The organism is Streptomyces sp. NRRL WC-3626 (assembly GCF_000718785.1).
In the GTDB taxonomy this organism is placed as follows: domain Bacteria; phylum Actinomycetota; class Actinomycetes; order Streptomycetales; family Streptomycetaceae; genus Streptomyces; species Streptomyces edwardsiae.
Window position 1 is genome coordinate 1 of sequence record NZ_JOCA01000004.1, and the last position, 19,140, is coordinate 19,140.

15 protein-coding genes and 1 pseudogene are annotated in these 19,140 nt (G+C 71.8%); 6 read left to right on the forward strand and 10 right to left on the reverse strand.

Going from position 1 to position 19,140, the window contains the following annotated elements; genetic code table 11:
- Together IF28_RS0107730 and IF28_RS0107735 are read right to left on the reverse strand one after the other, a co-directional pair.
- A pseudogene (locus IF28_RS0107730) lies at positions 1-409 on the reverse strand (M23 family peptidase); the annotation flags it as partial.
- Positions 410-749: 340 nt separating this feature from the next.
- A complete protein-coding gene (locus IF28_RS0107735) occupies positions 750-2,012 on the reverse strand; it encodes an SLC13 family permease (protein ID WP_030215893.1) in 1,263 nt (420 codons plus the stop codon).
- 98 nt (positions 2,013-2,110) lie between these two features.
- Here IF28_RS0107735 and IF28_RS0107740 point away from each other — a divergent pair, with 98 nt between their 5' ends.
- A complete protein-coding gene (locus tag IF28_RS0107740; protein ID WP_030215896.1) occupies positions 2,111-5,242 on the forward strand; it encodes a sacsin N-terminal ATP-binding-like domain-containing protein in 3,132 nt (1,043 codons plus the stop codon).
- A 375-nt stretch (positions 5,243-5,617) separates the two neighbouring features.
- On the opposite strand, the gene nhaA is transcribed toward IF28_RS0107740, so the two are convergent.
- The 3 genes from nhaA to IF28_RS36230 all read right to left on the reverse strand — a co-directional run bounded on the left by nhaA (position 5,618) and on the right by IF28_RS36230 (position 10,498).
- Complete coding sequence (gene nhaA / locus IF28_RS0107745) at positions 5,618-7,423, reverse strand: Na+/H+ antiporter NhaA (protein WP_037892817.1); 1,806 nt, start codon at positions 7,421-7,423, stop codon at positions 5,618-5,620.
- Between the two features lie 191 nt (positions 7,424-7,614).
- On the reverse strand, positions 7,615-10,020 hold the full coding sequence (locus tag IF28_RS0107750; protein WP_030215903.1) for an HAD-IC family P-type ATPase: 2,406 nt from the start codon (positions 10,018-10,020) through the stop codon (positions 7,615-7,617).
- 175 nt (positions 10,021-10,195) lie between these two features.
- Positions 10,196-10,498: a DUF2530 domain-containing protein gene (locus IF28_RS36230; RefSeq protein WP_030215906.1), complete on the reverse strand. Its 303-nt coding sequence runs from the start codon at positions 10,496-10,498 to the stop codon at positions 10,196-10,198.
- A gap of 181 nt (positions 10,499-10,679) precedes the next feature.
- Here IF28_RS36230 and IF28_RS0107760 point away from each other — a divergent pair, with 181 nt between their 5' ends.
- Positions 10,680-12,131, forward strand: coding sequence for an NCS2 family permease (locus tag IF28_RS0107760; RefSeq protein ID WP_030215909.1), 1,452 nt, complete (start codon positions 10,680-10,682; stop codon positions 12,129-12,131).
- Between the two features lie 15 nt (positions 12,132-12,146).
- On the opposite strand, the gene IF28_RS0107765 is transcribed toward IF28_RS0107760, so the two are convergent.
- Entirely contained in the window at positions 12,147-12,329 is a 183-nt protein-coding gene (locus IF28_RS0107765) for a ribbon-helix-helix protein, CopG family (RefSeq protein WP_037892877.1), read from the reverse strand.
- A 155-nt stretch (positions 12,330-12,484) separates the two neighbouring features.
- Here IF28_RS0107765 and IF28_RS0107770 point away from each other — a divergent pair, with 155 nt between their 5' ends.
- Entirely contained in the window at positions 12,485-12,922 is a 438-nt protein-coding gene (locus tag IF28_RS0107770; protein ID WP_030215914.1) for a MarR family winged helix-turn-helix transcriptional regulator, read from the forward strand.
- 36 nt (positions 12,923-12,958) lie between these two features.
- Positions 12,959-14,323, forward strand: coding sequence for an MFS transporter (locus tag IF28_RS0107775; RefSeq protein WP_030215917.1), 1,365 nt, complete (start codon positions 12,959-12,961; stop codon positions 14,321-14,323).
- On the opposite strand, the gene IF28_RS0107780 is transcribed toward IF28_RS0107775, so the two are convergent.
- Positions 14,296-14,853 (reverse strand): Uma2 family endonuclease, encoded by a 558-nt coding sequence (locus tag IF28_RS0107780; RefSeq protein WP_030215920.1) that lies wholly within the window; start codon positions 14,851-14,853, stop codon positions 14,296-14,298. The genes IF28_RS0107775 and IF28_RS0107780 overlap by 28 nt on opposite strands.
- 92 nt (positions 14,854-14,945) lie before the next feature.
- On the opposite strand from IF28_RS0107780, the gene thpR reads away from it, so the two are divergent.
- Entirely contained in the window at positions 14,946-15,518 is a 573-nt protein-coding gene (gene thpR / locus IF28_RS0107785) for an RNA 2',3'-cyclic phosphodiesterase (RefSeq protein ID WP_030215922.1), read from the forward strand.
- 126 nt (positions 15,519-15,644) lie between these two features.
- On the opposite strand, the gene IF28_RS0107795 is transcribed toward thpR, so the two are convergent.
- From IF28_RS0107795 to IF28_RS0107805, 3 genes are all read right to left on the reverse strand, one after another.
- Complete coding sequence (locus IF28_RS0107795; RefSeq protein WP_030215924.1) at positions 15,645-16,637, reverse strand: aldo/keto reductase; 993 nt, start codon at positions 16,635-16,637, stop codon at positions 15,645-15,647.
- Positions 16,638-16,667: 30 nt separating this feature from the next.
- Positions 16,668-17,270, reverse strand: coding sequence for a Uma2 family endonuclease (locus IF28_RS0107800; RefSeq protein ID WP_030215926.1), 603 nt, complete (start codon positions 17,268-17,270; stop codon positions 16,668-16,670).
- Positions 17,271-17,381: 111 nt separating this feature from the next.
- Positions 17,382-18,029 (reverse strand): GDSL-type esterase/lipase family protein, encoded by a 648-nt coding sequence (locus tag IF28_RS0107805; RefSeq protein WP_234325016.1) that lies wholly within the window; start codon positions 18,027-18,029, stop codon positions 17,382-17,384.
- A gap of 118 nt (positions 18,030-18,147) precedes the next feature.
- Between IF28_RS0107805 and IF28_RS0107810 the strand changes: the two genes are divergently transcribed.
- Complete coding sequence (locus IF28_RS0107810) at positions 18,148-19,134, forward strand: hypothetical protein (protein WP_030215928.1); 987 nt, start codon at positions 18,148-18,150, stop codon at positions 19,132-19,134.
- Positions 19,135-19,140 lie beyond the last annotated feature (6 nt).

Genomic DNA, 19,140 nt, shown 5'->3' on the forward strand with positions numbered 1-19,140 from the left:
CGGCCTTGACGACGGTGCCGCCGTGCGCGGCCATGACCTTCGTGCCGGTCGGGACGGCGTAGTCCTGGCCGGAGTGCTTGTGCGCCCACATGCCGCCGTCCGCGGCGAAGCTCGCGGAGAGCTGGTAGCTCTTGACCGGGGAGACCCAGGACGCCTGCTTCTTGGCGGCGGCGGCCTTGGTGGCCTTGGCGGCCTGAGCCTTCGCGGCCTGCGTCTTCGCGGCCTCGGCCTGAGCGGCGGCCTGCGCCTGGACAGCGGTGGCGCTGCCGGACACGGCCGTGTTCTCGGCGGCGGCGACCGCGACCCCGGCTCCCAGGACGACCGTGGCGCCCAGACCGGCGGCCAGGACGGCGGCGCGGGTGCGGGTGTCGGTCGTACGGGGGAAACGGGACGTGACGCGCTCGAACATCGAAAACCTCTTGGGTGAGGGGGCGGGGGAAGCCGGCGGTGGAACGAGTCCGTGCCGCGCTGGCTGTTCCAGTGGTAACCGCCCCCGCCCAAAAGCCGCAAAGGTGTGACCTACGACGAAACGTCGTACATCGGGCGTGAGATCCACGTCTCTTGACGGACGGGTCCGGTCGGGGCGAAAGCCCCATTTCAAGCCGATCGGTCAGCTCTGCGCACCAAATGTCCGATTTGGGATCCCTCGCATCACCACTATTCCGGGTAGTGGGCACCGTTCCGCCTGTGCCGCTTGTCACCGGGCGCCCCGCCCCGATGTGGCCTGGGTCTCCGGGATCCCGGTGGAATCAGCCGCCCAGCAGCTCCAGTGACAGCCACAGCGCCACCGTCGACGCCACCAGCGCCGCCGGGACGGTGGCCAGGCCCAGCAGCGTGAAGCGCTTGAGGCTGACCTCGTGGGCGTGGTGGTGGGCGATACGGCGCCACAGGAGGGTGGCCAGGGAGCCCGCGTAGGTGAGGTTCGGGCCGATGTTGACGCCGAGCAGCACCGCGAGGACCGCGCCGGGCCCGGACGGGGCGGCCAGCGGGGCGAGGGCGAGGACCGCGGGCAGGTTGTTGATGAGGTTGGCGAGTACGGCGGCCAGGGCGGCGATGCCCAGCAGGGCGGGGAGGGCCGTGCCGTCGGGGAGGATCGCGCCGAGCGCGTCGTCCAGACCGTGGTCCAGGACCGCCCGTACGACCACGCCCAGCGCGAGGACGAACGCGAGGAACGGCAGGTCGGCCGAGCGGAGGATCGCCGCCGGGGTGGTGTGGCGGCGGGACAGGGCGCGTACGGCCATCACGGTCGCGCCGGCCGCCGCCGCCCACGCCGGGTCGACGCCGAGCGCGGACGCCACGGCGAACCCGGCGAGCGTGGCGGCCACCGTCACCAGGGCGAAGAGCGGCAGCTCGGGCGGCTGCTCCGGCGTCCTGGGCGCGGTCGGCGGCGCGTCCAGGTCGGCGGCGAAGAAGCGGCGGAAGACGGCGTACTCCACGGCGATCGCCGCCAGCCACGGCAGCAGCATCAGCGCCGCGAAACGCGTGAAGCTCAGCCCCGTCGCCGCGAACGCGAGCAGGTTCGTCAGGTTGGACACCGGCAGCAGCAGGGACGCCGTGTTGGACAGGTGCGCGCCGGCGTAGACATGGGGTGCCGGGCGGGCGCCCATGCGGGTGGCGGTGGCGAACACCACCGGCGTCAGCAGGACCACGGTGGCGTCCAGGCTGAGCGCGGCGGTGATCAGCGAGGCGAGCGCGAAGACGGCTCCGAGGAGTCTGCGCGGCCGGTGGCGGGACCAGCGGGCCATCCAGATCCCGCAGGCGTGGAAGAGGCCCTCGTCGGCACAGAGCTTCGCCAGCACCAGTACGGCGGCGAGGAAGCCGATCACCGGCCCGAGCCGGGCGGCCTCCTCCCGTACCGCGTCCAGCGGGGCGGCGCCGGTGGCGACCACGAGGCCGGCGGCGGGCACGGCGAACGCCGCCTCCGGCCAGCGGAAGGGACGGACGACGGCACACACCAGCACCACGGCCAGGGCGGCGACGGACAGCGACTCGAGCAGCACAGTGCTGATCATCCACAGGGTGCGGCGGGACATGGACACCGCGTCCCCGGGGTGTCGCGGGGCGGTACCTTCGACCTCACGCCGATGAGGGCCGATGAGGAGAGATGAACGTGAGCAAGTTCGTGCGGCCCGCAGCCGAGGGAGCCGATCCGTTCGGTACGGCACGTCTGCGACGCGGAGTCCTGGACGCCTGGGCCACCAGTCCCGCCCGCTTCCGTGAGGACGCCAACGCGGAGGAGGACCTCGTCCTCGGCGGCTACCGGGACCGTCTCGTCGTCGAGCTGGCGCAGAACGCCGCCGACGCCGCCGCCCGGGCCGGCGTACCGGGCCGGCTGCGGCTCACCCTGCGCGAGGACGTCCTCGTCGCCGCGAACACCGGCGCGCCGCTGGACGCGGCCGGCGTCGAGTCGCTGTCCACGCTGCGGGCCTCCGCCAAGCGGGACGCCCCCGACCGGGCCGTGGGACGGTTCGGCGTCGGCTTCGCCGCCGTCCTCGCCGTCACCGACGAGCCCGCCGTCGTCGGCCGGCACGGCGGGATCCGCTGGTCGCTGGCCGAGGCACGGGAGCTCGCGGACGACACCGCCCGGCACAGTCCCGGCCTGGGGGACGAGGTCCGCCGCCGGGACGGGCACGTACCGCTGCTGCGTCTCCCGTTCGCCGCCGAGGGCACCGCGCCCGGCCCGTACGACACCGCCGTCATCCTTCCCCTGCGGGACACCGCCGCCGCCGACCTCGCCGAGCGGCTGCTGAACGCCGTCGACGACGCCCTGCTGCTCGCCCTGCCCGGCCTGGAAGAGGTCGTCGTCGAGATCGGGGACACCGAGCCCCGTACGGTCAGCCGCCGTGACGAGGACGGACTCACCGTCGTGGAGGACTCCCGGGAGGGCACCACCCGCTGGCGCACCGCCGCCGAGCACGGCCCGCTCACCCCCGACCTGCTCGCCGGCCGGCCGGTCGAGGAGCGGCTGCGGCCGTTCTGGTCGGTCACCTGGGCCGTCCCCGTGGACGGCGACGGCACCCCCGCCCGGCCCCGCACCGGCGCCGTCGTGCACGCGCCCACCCCGAGCGACGAGCCCCTCGGCGTGCCCGCCCTCCTCATCGCGTCCCTCCCGCTGGACTCCACCCGCCGGCACGCCGCGCCCGGCCCGCTCACCGACTTCCTCGTACAGCGCGCCGCCGACGCCTACACCGGGCTCCTCGCCGACTGGCGCCCGGTGACCGCGGGCCTCATCGACCTCGTGCCCGGCCCGCTCGGCAAGGGCGAACTGGACGGGGCCCTGCGCCGGGCGATCCTCGAACGGCTGCCGCGTACGTCCTTCCTGCCGCCCGCCGCGGAGCGGGACGGGCAGCACGACGACTCCGAGCTGCCCGAGTCCCTGCGGCCCCGGGACGCCGAGGTCGTCGAGAGCGCGGGCGCCGACACCGTACGGGTACTGGCCGAGGTCCTGCCCACCCTGCTGCCCGCCGGGCTCGAACGCCGTGCCGAGCTGCGCACGCTGGGTGTCGCCCGGGTGCCGCTCACCGACGCGATCGACCGGCTGGCCGGTCTGGAGAAGTCCCCCGACTGGTGGCGGCGGCTGTACGACAGCCTCGCCGGGGTCGACCCGGACCGGCTGTCCGGGCTTCCCGTCCCCCTGGCCGACGGGCGTACGGCGATCGGGCCCCGGCAGGTGCTGCTGCCCGGCACGGAGGCCGCCCGGATCGACCCCGAGGTGCTGGCCCGGCTGGGGCTGAAGGTCGCGCACCCGGACGCCGCCCACCCCCTCCTGGAGAAGCTCGGCGCGCTCCCCGCCACCCCGCGCGCCGTCCTCACCACCCCCCAGGTGCGGGCCGCCGTCGCCGCCTCACTGGACGACGAGGGCGGGCTGAACTGGGAGGAGGACGCCCCGGACGCCGAGGAACTCGCCGACACCGTCCTCGCGCTGGTGCGCGACGCGGGCCTCGAACCCGGTGACGAGCCCTGGCTGGGCGCGCTCGCCCTCCCCGACGAGGACGGCGAACTCTCCCCGGCCTGCGAACTCGTCTTCCCCGGCGGGCCGTTCGCCCAGGTCATGCGCGAGGGTGAACTCGCCTCCGTGGACGCCGAACTGGCCGACAGGTGGGGTGAACAGCCGCTCGCCGCCTGCGGGGTGCTGGTCGGCTTCGCACTGATCCGCGCCACCGACGTCGTCCTCGACCCGGACGAACTGGAGCCCCGCGAAGGGGACTTCGCCGAGCCGGACGACGCGGGTCTGCTGGACGCCGTGGACGTGTGGAGCGAGGACGTCCTCGACCGCTTCCCGGACAGCCCCGTCCCGCCCGTCGCCACCGAGATCGTCGCCGTGCGCGACCTCGACCTCGTGGACGACGACCGGTGGCCCGAGGCCCTTGCCCTGCTGTCCCGGCCCCCGCTGCGCGACGCGCTCGTCCAGCCGGTCCGGATCCTGCTGCACGACGGCACCCACGAGGTCGTACGGCCGTACACCGCGTGGTGGCTGCGCGGGCACCCGGTGATCGGCGGGCGGCGCCCCGCCGGACTGCGCGCGGCCGGCGGCGACCCGCTGCTGCGCGGCCTGTACGACGAGGCCGACGCGAGCGGGTTCGAGGACGAGCAGGTGCTGCGGGCGCTGGGCGTACGGACGTCGGTGGCCGCGCTGCTGGACGAACCGGGCGGTGCGGCGGAACTGCTGGACCGGCTCGCCGACGCCGGACGGCCGGTCACGGCGGCCCAGCTCCACGCGCTCTACGGCGCGCTGGCGGAACTGGACCCCGAGCAGGTGACCCTGCCGGACGATCTGCGGGCCGTGGTCGACGGGCGGGTGGAGGTGGTGGACGCGGCGGACGCGGTGGTCGTCGACTCGCCCGACCTGCTGCCGTTCACCTCCGGTGTGCCGCTGCTGCCGGTCCGGCCGGCGCGGGCCGCGGAGCTGGCGGAGCTGTTCCAGGTGCGGCGGCTGAGCGAGTCCGTCACCGGCGAGGTGGACTCCGAGGGCGCGGAGCACGACGTACCGGAGCCGGTGCGGGTGCTGCTGGGGTCGCGGACCCCGGCCGTGTACGTCGAGCACGAGGAACTCGTCGTGGACGGCGTGGAGATCGACTGGCGGCTGACGGACGACGGGGTCCTGCACGCGGCGACGCTGGAGGGGGTGGCGGCGGGGCTCGCCTGGGCGGCGGGCCAGTGGCCGCGGCGCTTCGAGGTGGCGGCGCTGCTGGAGGATCCGTCCCGCACGGACGAACTGTCCCGGGACCGCTGGTTCGACTGACCACCACCTCGCCGACCGCCCGGCCGCCGGTGCCCAGGGGCAGGGTGGGAGGGCAAACGCGACGCCCCCCGCCCTCCGCGGTCGGTCGTGCCGCGGGGCGGAGGGGGTAGTCGTGCCGGCCTGCGTCCCGCCCCCGCCCTCCGCGGTCGGTCGTGTCGCCTCCGCCCTCCGCGGGCAGTCGTGCCGGCTTCCGTCCCGCCCCCGCCCTCCGCGGTCGGTCGTGTCGCCTCCGCCCTCCGCGGGCAGTCGTGCCGCAGGGCGGCACGGGTGGGCGCGACGGCACCCCGCAGGCGCCGGGCTGCGCAGACACCCCCGCCCGCTACCAACACCGGCAGGCTCCGGGGTGCCGGGGCCCGGGTCGCCCGGGTCGCCCGGCTACTCCGCCGACAGCCGTGTCGCCCCCGACTCCTCCCCGGACGCCTCCAGCGCACGCGCCAGCGTCTCCGCGTCGTACGGGCCCGTGTGTCGGCGGTTGCCGATGAAGAACGTCGGTGCGCCGCGGACCCCGCTGGCCTCGGCGCCGGCCGCGTCCGTGCGGACCCGTTCGGCGGTCTCGTCGGTGTCGAGATCGCGGAGGAACTTCTCGACGTCGAGGCCGAGTTCGGACGCGTACCCCGCCGTGTCCTCGTACTCGAGTTCGTCCTGGTGCGCGTAGAGCAGGTCGTGCATCTCCCAGAAGCGCCCCTGGTTGTCGGCGGCGACGGCCGCCCGCGCCGCGAGTTCGGAGTGCGGGTGCACGTCGGGCAGCGGCAGGTGCCGGAACACGTAGCGGAACCGGTCGCCGAAACGCTGCCGCAGTTCCTTGGTGACGCCGGTGGCGCGGGCGCAGAAGGGACACTCGAAGTCGCCGTACTCCACCAGGGTCAGGGGCGCGTCCACGGGACCGAGGATGTGGTCCCGCTCCGGGTCGACCGGCTGGTCCAGGTAGCGGGGAAGGTCCGCGTCCGTCTGGCCCTTCAGCACCGCGGCCAGGTGGAAGATCAGCCAGCCGGCGAGGGTGGCGAACACGGCCGCGAGCAGCACACCGACCGTCGCCTGCGCGCGGGCGACCGGATCCTGGAAGGCGAGCCCGACGATCAGCAGGGAGACGGTGAACCCGAGCCCGGACAGCGCGCCGCCGCCCAGGACGTGGCCCGGTGCCACCCCGGTCGGGAGCCTGCCGAGGCCGAACCGGGTACCGAGGGCGGCGCCGCCCCAGATGCCGATGACCTTTCCGGCGACGAGGCCCACGACCACGGCCCAGGTGAGGGCGGAGCCCAGGGCGTTGGTCAGAACCCCGTCGCGCAGGTCGACACCGGCGTTGGCCAGCGCGAACACGGGCACGATGACATAGCTGGACCAGGGGTGCAGGACCGTCTGCAGCCGCTCGTTCACGGAGACGGCCTGCTGCAGTCCCTTGCGGGCGGTCTTGCCGACGTCCGCGCGGGGCGACTGGCGGAAGGCGCGGAAGAGCCGCGCGGCCTGCTCCACCCCCTCGCGGGAGGGCTTGCGGGCCGGGATGAGCAGACCGCCGAGCATGCCCGCGATGGAGGCGTGGAGGCCGGCGTTGAGGGTGGCGAGCCACATCACGAGGACGATCAGCACGTACGGCGCGGACCGCCAGACCCCGAAGCGGGTCAGCGCGGACAGGACCACGCCGAGGAGCAGCGCGGCGATCAGCTCCGGCACGTTGATGCTGCCGGAGTAGACCACGCCGATCACGGTGACGGCCACGATGTCGTCGATGACGGTGATGGCGAGCAGGAAGACCCGCAACTGGGTGACGAACCGGGGGCCCACCACGGCGAGGGCGCCCAGCATGAACGCCGTGTCGGTGCCGATCACGACACCCCAGGCCTTGGCGGCCTCACCTCCGGGCGCGATCGCCAGGTACAGCACGATCGGCACGAGCATGCCGCCGATCCCGGCGAGGCCGGGGATCACGACCTTGCGGCGCTCTTTCAGCGAGCCCACGGAGAGCTCGTGGCGCACTTCGAGACCGATGACGAAGAAGAAGAGGGCCATCAGCCCGTCGTTGACCCAGTGACCCAGGTCCATCGACAGCCGGGCGTCGCCGAGTGTGACGGACGCCTCAGTGTGCCAAAGAGATGTGTACGCCTCCGACCAGGGTGAATTCGCCCAGAACAGGGCGATTGCCACGGCGATCAGCAGCAGTCCGGCACTGCCTGCCTCGGTCGCCATGAAGGCCCTCACGGGCGCGGACAATTGGGCCGCCAGTTCGCTTCTCCGCGACCGGGACTGCGAGTTGTCGGTCTTCTTTCCGCGCGGCTTCATCAGGTGTGTCGTCTCCGATCGCTTGGGTCGGGGACTCCATGGTCACTTACTTCACGGGTGAAGCGTCGAACCGCCTGGGCGTCGTCTTCATCACGTGGTCACATTCCGGGGAGCCGCCGGTCCACCCGCCGCCACAGCAGCTCCAGCATCCCCGCCGCGACGACCGCGACACCGGCCGCCGTCCACGGCATGGTCATGCCCACCAGCTTCAGCGCGAAGAAGTGCTGGAGCCACGGCACCACCAGCACCACCACGAACGCCCCGCCCATCGCCGCCACCAGACCGATCCGCCACCAGGTGTACGGCCGGGCGATGATCGCCAGCACCCAGATCGAGATCAGGAACAGCGTCAGCGTCGCCGCGCTCGTCTCCGCCTCCAGCGACCCCGCCCCCGTGTAGTACTCCCGCGCCAGCAGGTACGTCGCGAACGTCGCCAGCGCCGCCACCAGCCCGCCCGGGATCGCGTACCGCATCACCCGCCGTACGAAGTTCGGCCGCGCCCGCTCCTTGTTCGGCGCGAGGGCGAGGAAGAACGCCGGGACCCCGATGGTGAGCGTCGACAGCAGCGTCAGATGGCGCGGCAGGAACGGGTACTCCACCTGCGAGATCACCACCAGCACCGCCAGCAGCACCGAGTACACCGTCTTCACCAGGAACAGCGTCGCGACCCGGGTGATGTTGCCGATCACCCGCCGTCCCTCCGCCACCACCGACGGCAGCGTGGCGAAGCTGTTGTTCAGCAGCACGATCTGCGCGACCGCGCGCGTGGCCTCCGAACCGGAGCCCATCGCCACGCCGATGTCCGCGTCCTTCAGCGCCAGTACGTCGTTCACGCCGTCCCCGGTCATCGCGACCGTACGGCCCCTCGACTGGAGCGCGCCCACCATGTTCCGCTTCTGCTGCGGGGTGACCCGCCCGAACACCGTGCCCTCGTCCATCGCCCCGGCCATGGCGTCCCGGTCCGCGGGCAGCCCGCGCGCGTCCACCGCCGTACCGGACAGGCCCAGCTTGGCGGCGACCGCGCCGACCGACACCGCGTTGTCCCCGGAGATCACCTTGGCCCGGACGTCCTGCTCGGCGAAGTAGCGCAGGGTGTCCGCCGCGTCCGGGCGCAGCCGCTGCTCCAGCACCACGAGCGCGGCCGGCCGCACGCCCTGCGCGGCCTCGGGGTCGTCGACGTCCACGCCCTCGCGGACCCGGGCGAGCAGCAGTACCCGCAGCCCCTCCTCGTTCATCCGGACGGTCTCGGCAAGCGCCGGGTCCCGCGGCTCCAGCAGCACGTCCGGCGCCCCCAGCAGCCAGGTCACGGCCTCCCCGCCCGCACCCTCGTCGAACGTCGCGCCGCTGTACTTGCGGGCGGAGGAGAAGGGCAGGGTGTCGGTGAGGCGCCAGTCCGTGGTGTCCGGGTAGGCGTCGATGATCGCCCTCAGCGAGGCGTTCGGGCGGGGGTCCGCCGAGCCGAGCTCGCCCAGCACCCGGCGTATGTACGCCTCGTCGCCGTCCCCGAGCACATGCAGCCCGGTGACGTCCATGCCGCCCTCGGTGAGCGTGCCCGTCTTGTCCAGGCACACCGTGTCCACGCGGGCCAGCCCCTCGATCGCGGGCAGCTCCTGCACCAGGCACTGCTTACGGCCCAGCCGGATCACGCCGATCGCGAAGGCGACGGACGTGAGCAGCACCAGCCCCTCGGGAACCATCGGCACGATCCCGCCGACCGTACGGGCGATCGAGTCCTTCAGCTCGTTGTCCTTGACCACCAGCTGGCTGATGATCAGACCGATCGCGGTCGGGACCATCATCCACGTCACGTACTTGAGGATCGTGGAGATCCCGGTCCGCAGCTCCGAGTGGACGAGGGTGAACCGGGACGCCTCCTCGGCGAGCTGCGCCGCGTACGCCTCGCGCCCCACCCGGGTCGCCTGGAAGGAGCCGCCGCCCGCGACGACGAAGCTGCCGGACATGATCCGGTCACCGGGCTGCTTCACCACCGGATCGGCCTCACCGGTGAGCAGCGACTCGTCGATCTCCAGACCGTCCGCCTCGACGCACACCCCGTCGACGACGGCCTTGTCGCCCGGCCCGATCTCGATCAGGTCGTCCAGCACGATCCCGGAGGTGGCGATCTCCGCCGCCTTCCCGTCCCGGCGCACCGTGGGCCGTACCTCGCCGATCACCGCGAGGGAGTCGAGGGTCTTCTTCGCCCGCCACTCCTGGACGATGCCGATCCCGGTGTTGGCGAGGATCACGAAGCCGAACAGGCTGTCCTGGATCGGCGCGACCGCCAGCATGATCACCCAGAGCACGCCGATGATCGCGTTGAACCGGGTGAACACGTTCGCCCGGACGATCTCGGTGAGGGACCGGCTGCTGCGCACCGGTACGTCGTTGATCTGCCCGCCCGCGACCCGCTGCGCCACTTCCGCCGAGGTCAGCCCGGTCACCGGTGAGGTGACCCTGGCGGGCTGTACGGCATCGACCCGGTCGCCCGCCTCGAGATGCGTCATGCATTCGACGTTACGTGCGGATTCGGCGCTTCACCCACCCGATGGGCGGAAGATCCGACCTGGGGAGGACGGCCGCGCAACGGCCGTAGTGCCGTGGTCGTACGGCGTACGACGGTGCTACGGAGGGCGGCCGCCCGGCGCCGGCCGGTCGGCCGCGGCGCGGGAGCCGTCGCGCTCAGTCCGCCGACGGGGCCGCGGACTGTCCCGGCACCCGTGCCGCCTCCGCCGCCTCCGCCCGCTTGATCGCGGCGTCGCGCCGGCGGACGTACCAGATGCCGATGAAGCCGAGCCCGCCGCCGGCCAGGCAGGTCCACAGCCACCAGGTGTGGCCGTGGTCGTCGAACCAGCCGTAGAACGGCAGCTGCACCAGGAACAGCACGAACCAGATGATCGTGCCGCCGACGATGGTGGCGACCACGGGGCCCTCCAGGGGCTCCGGCGCCTCGTGCTCGGGGGATCCCGAAATAAGCCCGGCCATGCGGACAGCTTACGAGGGCCGCGCACGTGACGGGCACCGCACGCTGCCACGCCCGTCTACGCGCGGAGATAGCGGGGACGGCGTTATATGTTCATACTGAATCCGTTTGTCTCTGGCCATTTATCTTCGTAGAAAACACCAAAGGGCGTCGGGGGAGGCCCGCCGGTGATGAGGTCCCCGCATGTCCCCGTCGGCCCCCACCAAGGCCCCCACCCCCGAGCAGCCGGGGTCCGGTGCCGCGTCCGGCGCCCTGGACCGCTACTTCCGGATCAGCGAGCGCGGCAGCACCCTGCCGCGTGAGATCCGCGGCGGCTTCGCCACCTTCTTCGCGATGGCGTACATCATCGTGCTGAACCCGATCATCCTGGGCAGCGCGAAGGACATGTACGGCCACCAGCTGGACAACGGCCAGCTGGTCACCGCGACCGCCCTGACCGCCGCGTTCACCACGCTGCTCATGGGTGTCATCGGGAACGTCCCGATCGCGCTCGCCGCCGGCCTCGGCGTGAACTCCGTCGTCGCGCTCCAGCTCGCGCCGCGCATGTCCTGGCCGGACGCCATGGGCATGGTGGTGCTGGCCGGTTTCGTCGTCATGCTGCTGGTCGCCACGGGCCTGCGCGAGCGCGTGATGAACGCCGTCCCGCACGGGCTGCGCAAGGCCATCGCCATCGGCATCGGCCTGTTCATCCTGCTGATCGGCCTGGTCGACTCCGGCTTCGTCACCCGTATCCCGGACGTCGCCCAGACCACCGTCCCGCTCCAGCTCGGCGTCGGCGGCCACCTCGACGGCTGGCCCGTCCTCGTCTTCATCCTCGGCGCGCTGCTCACACTGGCGCTGATCGTGCGCAAGGTGCCCGGCGCGATCCTCATCTCGATCGTCGCGATGACGGTCCTCGCGGTGATCATCAACGCGGTGGCGGACATCCCCTCCTGGGGCCTGACGACGCCGACCTGGCCCGGCAACCCGGTCGCCACCCCCGACTTCGGGCTGATCGGCGAGGTCAGCCTGTTCGGCGGCTTCGGCAAGGTCGGTGTGCTGACCGGTGTCCTGTTCGTCTTCACCGTGCTGCTGTCGTGCTTCTTCGACGCGATGGGCACGATCATGGGCGTCTCCGACGAGGCCAAGCTGACCGACGCGCAGGGCCAGATGCCCGGCATCAACAAGGTCCTGTTCATCGACGGTGTCGCGGTCGCCGCCGGCGGCGCCAGCTCCTCCTCGGCCACCACCGCGTTCGTGGAGTCCACGGCCGGTGTCGGCGAGGGCGCGCGGACCGGCTTCGCCAACGTCGTCACCGGCGGACTGTTCACCCTGGCGCTGTTCCTCACGCCCGTCGCCACCATGGTCCCGTCCCAGGCGGCGACCCCGGCGCTGGTCGCGGTGGGCTTCCTGATCATGGCGGGCTCGGTCAAGGAGATCGACTGGGCGGATTACACGATCGCCATCCCGGCGTTCGTGACCATGCTGATGATGCCGTTCACCTACTCGATCACCAACGGCATCGGCATGGGCTTCATCGCCTTCGCCGTGCTGCGGCTCGCCGCCGGCCGGGGCCGTGAGGTCCCGTCGGCGATGTACGTGGTGGCGGCGGTGTTCGCCTTCTACTACCTGATGCCGGCGCTGGGCCTGACCTGATCCGGCCGCGGGGGCTCAGGTGACCCCGTAGAACCTCTCCGTCTCCTCGACGGCGGTCTGGAACCGCTGGTCGAAGTCATCGCGCATGAGCGTCCGGACGACATAGTCCTGGACGCTCATGCCGCGTTTGGCGGCATGCTCCCGGAGCCGTTCGAGCAGTTCGTGGTCTATCCGCAGGCTGAACACTTCTGTCCCCATGCGCATGAGGGTCGCTGCACAGCCCGGTGTGGTGCGCCACGATTCGAGGATGGATCACTCATTCGAGTGATACGGCGTGCCGGTGGCGGGAGTCACGGGCGAGCCCGTGTGCTCCGAGTGGTCTTTAGCGAGAGTAATGAGTTACGCTAAAGAACATGCCGGACTTCAGCCATGGCGACGACGCAGCCGCCGTGAACGCCCTTCGATCCGCCGTGATGCGGCTGTCCCGTCGGCTCAAGCACCAGCGTGTCGACGAGTCGCTCAGCCCCACCGAGATGTCGGTGCTCGGCACCCTGGCCCGCTGCGGCAGCGCCACCCCGGGCGAGCTCGCCCGCAAGGAGCATGTCCAGCCGCCGTCGATGACCCGCATCGTGGCCCTGCTGGAGGCCAAGGGACTGGTCCGCCTCGAACCGCACCCCGACGACCGGCGCCAGAAGGTCGTCACGCAGACCGAGCGGGCCGAGGCGATGCTCGAGGAGAGCCGCCGCAGGCGGAACGCGTTCCTGGCATCACTGGTCGAGGACCTCGACGAGGACGAGTGGGCGAAACTCCGCGCCGCCGCCCCCGTGCTGGAGAAACTCGCACACATCTGAGCACCGAGCACCGCAGCAGCCAGGAGGCGAGCCCTTTTGAGTACGGGATCCGGAGCAGCTTCCGCCCCCGCACCTGACCCCCACGACACCCTGCCCGCCCCCGGACCCCCCGCCCGTAAGAACTCGATGTTCTCCTCGCTGCGGATCAGGAACTACCGCCTGTTCTTCATCGGACAGGTCGTCTCCAACATCGGCACCTGGATGCAGCGCATCGCCCAGGACTGGCTGGTGCTCAGCCTCACCGGCTCCTCGGCCGCCGTCGGCATCACCACGGCCCTGCAGTTCCTGCCGATGCTCCTCTTCGGCCTCTACGGCGGCGTCCTCGTCGACCGCCTGCGCAAGCGGCCCACGCTGCTCGTCACGCAGGTCGCGATGGCCCTCACCGCCCTCGCGCTCGCCGTCCTCACCCTGACCGGACGGGTCGAGGTCTGGCACATCTACGTCGCCGCCTTCGCCCTCGGTCTCGCGACCGTCGTCGACAACCCGGCCCGCCAGTCCTTCGTCTCCGAGCTCGTCGGCCCCGGCCAGCTGCAGAACGCGGTCAGCCTGAACTCCGCGAACTTCCAGTCCGCCCGCCTGGTCGGCCCCGCCGTCGCGGGTCTGCTGATCACCGGCGTCGGCACCGGCTGGGCGTTCCTCCTCAACGGGCTGTCCTTCATCGCCCCGCTGACCGGCCTGCTGATGATGCGCGCCCGCGAGCTGCACGCCGTCGAGCGCGCCCCGCGCGGCAAGGGGCAGCTGCGGGAGGGCCTGCGCTATGTCACCGGGCGGCCCGAGCTGATCTGGCCGATCGTCCTGGTCGGTTTCATCGGCACGTTCGCCTTCAACTTCCCCGTCTACCTCTCGGCCTTCGCCGACGACGTCTTCCACGGGGGCGCGGGCGTCTACAGCATGTTCAACACCCTGATGGCGGTCGGCTCCGTCTCCGGCGCCCTGCTCGCCGCCCGGCGCGGCACGGCCCGGCTGCGGCTGCTGATCCTGGCCGCGCTGGCCTTCGGCGGGCTGGAGATCCTCGCCTCCGCGTCACCGCGGCTGTGGATGTTCGCCCTGCTGATGATCCCGCTGGGCCTGTTCTCCATGACGGTCAACGTCACCACCAACACCAGCATCCAGATGTCCACCGACCCTGCGGTACGCGGCCGCGTCATGGCCCTCTACATGATGGTCTTCCTCGGCGGCTCCCCGGTCGGCGCCCCCATCGTCGGCTGGATCACCGACACCTACGGCGCCCGCGTCGGCTTCGCGGCCGGCGGCGCGGTCGCGATGACCGCGGCGGCCGTCATCGGCCTGATCCTGGCGAGGGCCGGCGGCCTCCGCCTCTCGGTGGGCTGGCACCGCGGCACCCCACGGCTGCGGTTCGTTCCGCGCGAGCGTCAGGAGGCGCTGGCACCGGCGGCGTAGCGGGGGAACTCGTCGGTCCTGATGACGAGGCCGACGGCCGTGCCGGTCAGATCGATCACCGTGCCGAAGCCGAAGCGGACGTGGCCGTGGTACTCGCCCTCATGCGGCAGAGTGTGCAGGTGCCACTCGCAGGTGTACGGATCGACGATCAGGTACACCGGGACGCCGGCGGCGGCGTAGGCGGCCTTCTTGGGGCCGTAGTCGTTGCCGGACGTCTCCCGGGAGATCACTTCGGCGACGAACTCGGCGCGCCGGCCGGGTCCCTCGGCGAGGGCCACCACGTCGGAGGCGAAGCCGTTGAGATGACCGGGGTAGTCCATGCGGACGTCGGACAGCAGGCGCTTCAGCGGATACCTGGGGCGCAGTTGCTCGAGGATACCGATGGTGATGTCCCAGTGGGTGTCGCGCTGGGGCGTCAGGAAGATGTGCCCTCCTACGATCTCGGACTTGTACCCCTCGGGGACCACGCCCTCCAGCCACTCGAACATCGCGTCGAGTGTGAGTGGCCCGCTGTCGGCCGTCCCGGTCATCACAATCCTCTCCGTCCAGCGCTCCCGACGAGCGCGGTCGGGCTGGAGAACGACGTATGGGTGACAGGGGTGCGCCCAGGCAGACTGGACCCATGAGACTCTTCGCCGCCGTGCTGCCGCCGGAGGACGTGGTCCATGAGCTCGCCGCCGAGGTGGGACGACTGACGGAACTCCCCGGCGCCGACGGGATGCGGTGGACCGAGCGGGCCGGTTGGCACTTCACCCTCGCCTTCTACGGCGAGGTCGACGACGGCCTCGTACCGGAGCTGACCGCGCGGCTGGAGCGGGCCGCCGCGCGGACCCGGCCGTTCCGGCTGGCGGTGCGGGGCGGCGGCCAGTTCGGACGGGGCCGGGCGCTGTGGGCCGGTGCGGAGGGGGAACTGGACACGATGCGGCTGCTGGCCGGACGGGCGGAGGCGGCCGCGCGGAAGGCGGGCGTGCCGATGGACGAGCACCGGCGCTACAAGGCCCACCTCACGGTGGCCCGCAGCCGGGACGCCGTCGACGTACGCCCGTACCTCGAGGTCCTGGACGCCTTCCGCAGCCGGACCTGGACGGTGGACGAGCTGGTGCTGGTGCGCAGCAGCCTGCCGACGTCCGGAGTGCCGGGCGAGCAGCCGCGCTATGAGGCGGTCGCCCGCCGGTCACTGGGCGCGGCCGGTTAGGCTCGACGGCGTGGACCCGAAGACCCGTAACCGGATCATGGCCGGTGTGCTCGTACTGATGTTCCTCGTGGTGGCGCTGGCGGCGGCGCTGGGCAATTGACGCCGCCGCCCTCCCCGTACGCGCCGCTACCAGGCGAAGGCCTCCGGTGACGGGCCCGGGCCCGGGAAGATCTCGTCCAGTGCGGTCAGCAGTTCCTCGCTCAGCTCCAGCTCGACCGCCCGCAGCGCGGACGCGAGCTGCTCGGCCGTGCGCGGGCCGACGATCGGGCCGGTCACGCCCGGACGGGTGAGCAGCCAGGCCAGCGCGGCCTCGCCCGGCTCGACACCGTGCTTGTCGAGCAGGTCCTCGTACGCCTGGATCTGCGCGCGGGACGCCGGGTCGGCCAGGGTGTCGGCGGCCCGTCCGGAGGCACGCCGGCCGCCCTGGACCTCCTTCTTGATCACACCGCCCAGCAGCCCGCCGTGCAGCGGCGACCACGGGATGACCCCGAGGCCGTACTCCCGCGCGGCCGGGACGACCTCCATCTCGGCGCGGCGCTCGGCGAGGTTGTAGAGGCACTGCTCGCTCACCAGGCCGATGGTGCCGCCGCGCCGGGCCGCGGTCTCGTTGGCCTGGGCGATCTTGTAGCCGGGGAAGTTCGAGGAACCGACGTAGAGGATCTTGCCCTGCTGGATCAGGACGTCGATCGCCTGCCAGATCTCATCGAACGGCGTGTTCCGGTCGACGTGGTGGAACTGGTAGACGTCGATGTAGTCGGTTCCGAGCCGCTTCAGGCTGGCGTCGACGGCCCGCCGGATGTTCACGGCCGACAGCTTGTCGTGGTTGGGCCACGCCTCGCCGTCGGCGGCCATGTTGCCGTACACCTTGGTCGCGAGGATCACCTTGTCGCGGCGCTCCCCGCCCTGGGCGAACCAGCTGCCGATGATGCTCTCGGTGCGGCCCTTGTTCTCGCCCCAGCCGTAGACATTGGCGGTGTCGAAGAAATTCAGTCCCGCGTCCAGCGCGGCGTCCATGATGGCGTGGCTGTCGGCCTCGTCGGTCTGCGGACCGAAGTTCATCGTCCCGAGGACGAGCCGGCTGACCTTGAGTCCCGTGCGTCCGAGCTGCGTGTACCTCATGGTCACCAAGCCAACGGCTTGGAGTGCGCTCTATGCAAGAGGAGACCGGTCCCGGGGGAAGGCCGCGGTGCTCACGGTCAGGTCGGCCACGGTGCCCGTCAGGTCGATGTCGTCGCCGAAGTCCACCCTCGTGCGGGTGACGTAGTCGCCGTTCTTCGGGTCGGTGTAGACGTAGCAGCGGCCCTGGTAGGGGTCGGCGATGACGTAGAGGGGGACCTCGGCGGTCGCGTAGGCGGCCTTCTTCGGGCCGTAGTCGTTGGCGGCCGTGCCCTCGGAGATGACCTCGAAGGCGAACTCGACGTCCTCGTACCGCCAACGGCCCTCGTAGTCCTTCTCGGCGGAGGCGCGGAGCACGGCGACGTCCGGGCAGAGTCCGTTCTCATGGCCCGGGAAGTCGATGCGGACGTCCGAGAACACCCGGACATCCATGCCGAACCTGTCCTCCACGGCCCGCACGATCCGACGGATGATCTCCCAATGAGTGTCCCGCCGCGGTGTCATGTAGACGGTGCCCCCGACGATCTCGACCCGGAATCCTTCGGGGACGGGCATCCGCTCCAGCCGCTCGAACCACTCGTCCAAGCGCTGCCTGTTGACGTCGGCCATGGAGATCCTGTCGTCTACGACGGTCATCGTGGCGCTCCTCCCCGGCTGCCCCACGGACGAATACCACCGCGCGGTACAACGATACGCACGGTGAGCGGGACACGGGACCGGGCGCATATGCCAGTAGCCGTCCGGCGGCTACCCCGCCTCGTACGGCCCGCCCAGGTCCCACTCCCGCCACATCGCCTCCGCGAAAGCGCCCGCGATCTTGTGCTCGCCGGTTTCGTTGGGGTGGGTGCCGTCGTAGGTGTCCGTGTGGAAGTCGTACGACGGTGGGGGCGGGACCAGGAGGAGGGGGGAGGCGGGGGCGTCCAGGTCGGTGATCGTCTTCGCCAGGAGGTCGTTGAAGTCGGTGACCTGTTCGGCGAAGGTCGCATCCGCCTCGACCCGGATGTTCCGGATCACCGGCAGCACGGCCACGCGGATACGCGGCCTGGCCGCCCTCGCCTCGGTGACGAACGCGCGGACGTTCTCCGCCGTCTGCTCCGCGTTCGTGTAGAAGCCCAGGTCGATCAGGCCGAGCGACACCAGCAGCACGTCCGCGCGGCAGGAGCGTACGGCGTCGCCGATCAGCGGGGTCATGTGCTGCCAGCCCTCGCCCCAGCCGGCCAGATGGGCGCGGGGGAAGTCCGGATCGGCGTACGCGTACGACGTGGGGGCGTCCGTCACCGGGTCGTGGAGCGTCTCACGCGGGCCGACCAGCGTGAACGGGCCGCCGTACGCCGTGCACAGGTGCTGCCACAGCCGGTGACGCCAGGTGTGTTCACCCGCGCTCCCGATCGTCATGGAGTCACCTACGGGCATGAACCTGAGCACCCGATCATCATGGACGATCGGCCGGAACGCCGCGATGTGAGCCCGGACACCTGCCCTGAAGTGCCTTGATCAGTGGCACTCTTGGCACATGCGCCGACCCTTCGCCCTGATCGCCGCGACCCTCCTCGTGGGCGCGCTCGCCATGCCCGCCGCGTCCGCCACCTCCGCCGCCGACGGGAACGACGGGTTCACGATCAAGGACGCGCGCATCACCGAGTCCAGCGGACTCGCCGCGTCCCGCCTCCACCCCGGCGTCTACTGGACCCACAACGACAGCGACGACGGCCCCTACCTCTACGCCGTCGACAGCGCGACCGGCGAGACCGTCGCCCGCCTCACCCTCACCGGCATCGGCACCCCGCGCGACGTCGAGGCCATCTCCATCGGCCCCGGGAACAAGATCTTCGTCGGGGACATCGGCGACAACCTCGGCGGCACCTGGCCCTACGTGTGGATCTACGAACTGCCCGAGCCGAAGAAGCTCGAGGACGCGACCGTCCGGGCCACGCAGTACGTCGTGAAGTACTCCGACGGGCCCCGGGACGCCGAGTCGATGATCGTGCACCCGAAGACCGGACGGGTCTACATCATCGACAAGAACGAGGACGGCGGGCACCTGTACGAGGGACCCGCCGAACTGTCGGCGTCCGGCGGCAACGTGTTCCGGCCGGTCGCCCCCATCGGCCTGTGGGCCACCGACGCCGCGCTCTCCCCGGACGGCCGGCAGCTCGCCGTACGCGGCTACTTCGGCGGCATCCACTACTCCTGGAACGGCGGCGAGCCGAAACGCGAGGGCCGGCTGAGCGTCCCGCTCCAGGGGCAGGGCGAGTCCGTCACCTACTCCGCCGACGGCTCCCGCCTGATGTACGGCAGCGAGGGCACCGAAAGCCCGGTGGAGGCCCGGGACGTACCGGGCGGGGACGGCGGGGGCGGCGGCGAGGGCGCTCGCGCGTCCGACGGGAAGAACACGGCGGCGGACGGCGAGGGCGGCACCGTCAAGGTCGGCGCCCTGGTCGCGGCGGGCGCCTTCGTCGCGCTCCTGTTCGGCTTGAGGCGACTGCGCCGCCGCCGCTGAGCCCGC

Coding starts and splice junctions, on each gene's coding strand:
- IF28_RS0107735 (WP_030215893.1), bottom strand. CDS start 2,012: ATGATCAGCACTGTGCTGCTCGAGTCGCTGTCCGTCGCCGCCCTGGCC.
- nhaA (WP_037892817.1), bottom strand. CDS start 7,423: ATGGCGACCGAGGCAGGCAGTGCCGGACTGCTGCTGATCGCCGTGGCA.
- IF28_RS0107750 (WP_030215903.1), bottom strand. CDS start 10,020: ATGACGCATCTCGAGGCGGGCGACCGGGTCGATGCCGTACAGCCCGCC.
- IF28_RS36230 (WP_030215906.1), bottom strand. CDS start 10,498: ATGGCCGGGCTTATTTCGGGATCCCCCGAGCACGAGGCGCCGGAGCCC.
- IF28_RS0107760 (WP_030215909.1), top strand. CDS start 10,680: ATGTCCCCGTCGGCCCCCACCAAGGCCCCCACCCCCGAGCAGCCGGGG.
- IF28_RS0107765 (WP_037892877.1), bottom strand. CDS start 12,329: ATGGGGACAGAAGTGTTCAGCCTGCGGATAGACCACGAACTGCTCGAA.
- IF28_RS0107770 (WP_030215914.1), top strand. CDS start 12,485: ATGCCGGACTTCAGCCATGGCGACGACGCAGCCGCCGTGAACGCCCTT.
- IF28_RS0107780 (WP_030215920.1), bottom strand. CDS start 14,853: ATGACCGGGACGGCCGACAGCGGGCCACTCACACTCGACGCGATGTTC.
- thpR (WP_030215922.1), top strand. CDS start 14,946: ATGAGACTCTTCGCCGCCGTGCTGCCGCCGGAGGACGTGGTCCATGAG.
- IF28_RS0107795 (WP_030215924.1), bottom strand. CDS start 16,637: ATGAGGTACACGCAGCTCGGACGCACGGGACTCAAGGTCAGCCGGCTC.
- IF28_RS0107800 (WP_030215926.1), bottom strand. CDS start 17,270: ATGACCGTCGTAGACGACAGGATCTCCATGGCCGACGTCAACAGGCAG.
- IF28_RS0107805 (WP_234325016.1), bottom strand. CDS start 18,029: ATGACGATCGGGAGCGCGGGTGAACACACCTGGCGTCACCGGCTGTGG.
- IF28_RS0107810 (WP_030215928.1), top strand. CDS start 18,148: ATGCGCCGACCCTTCGCCCTGATCGCCGCGACCCTCCTCGTGGGCGCG.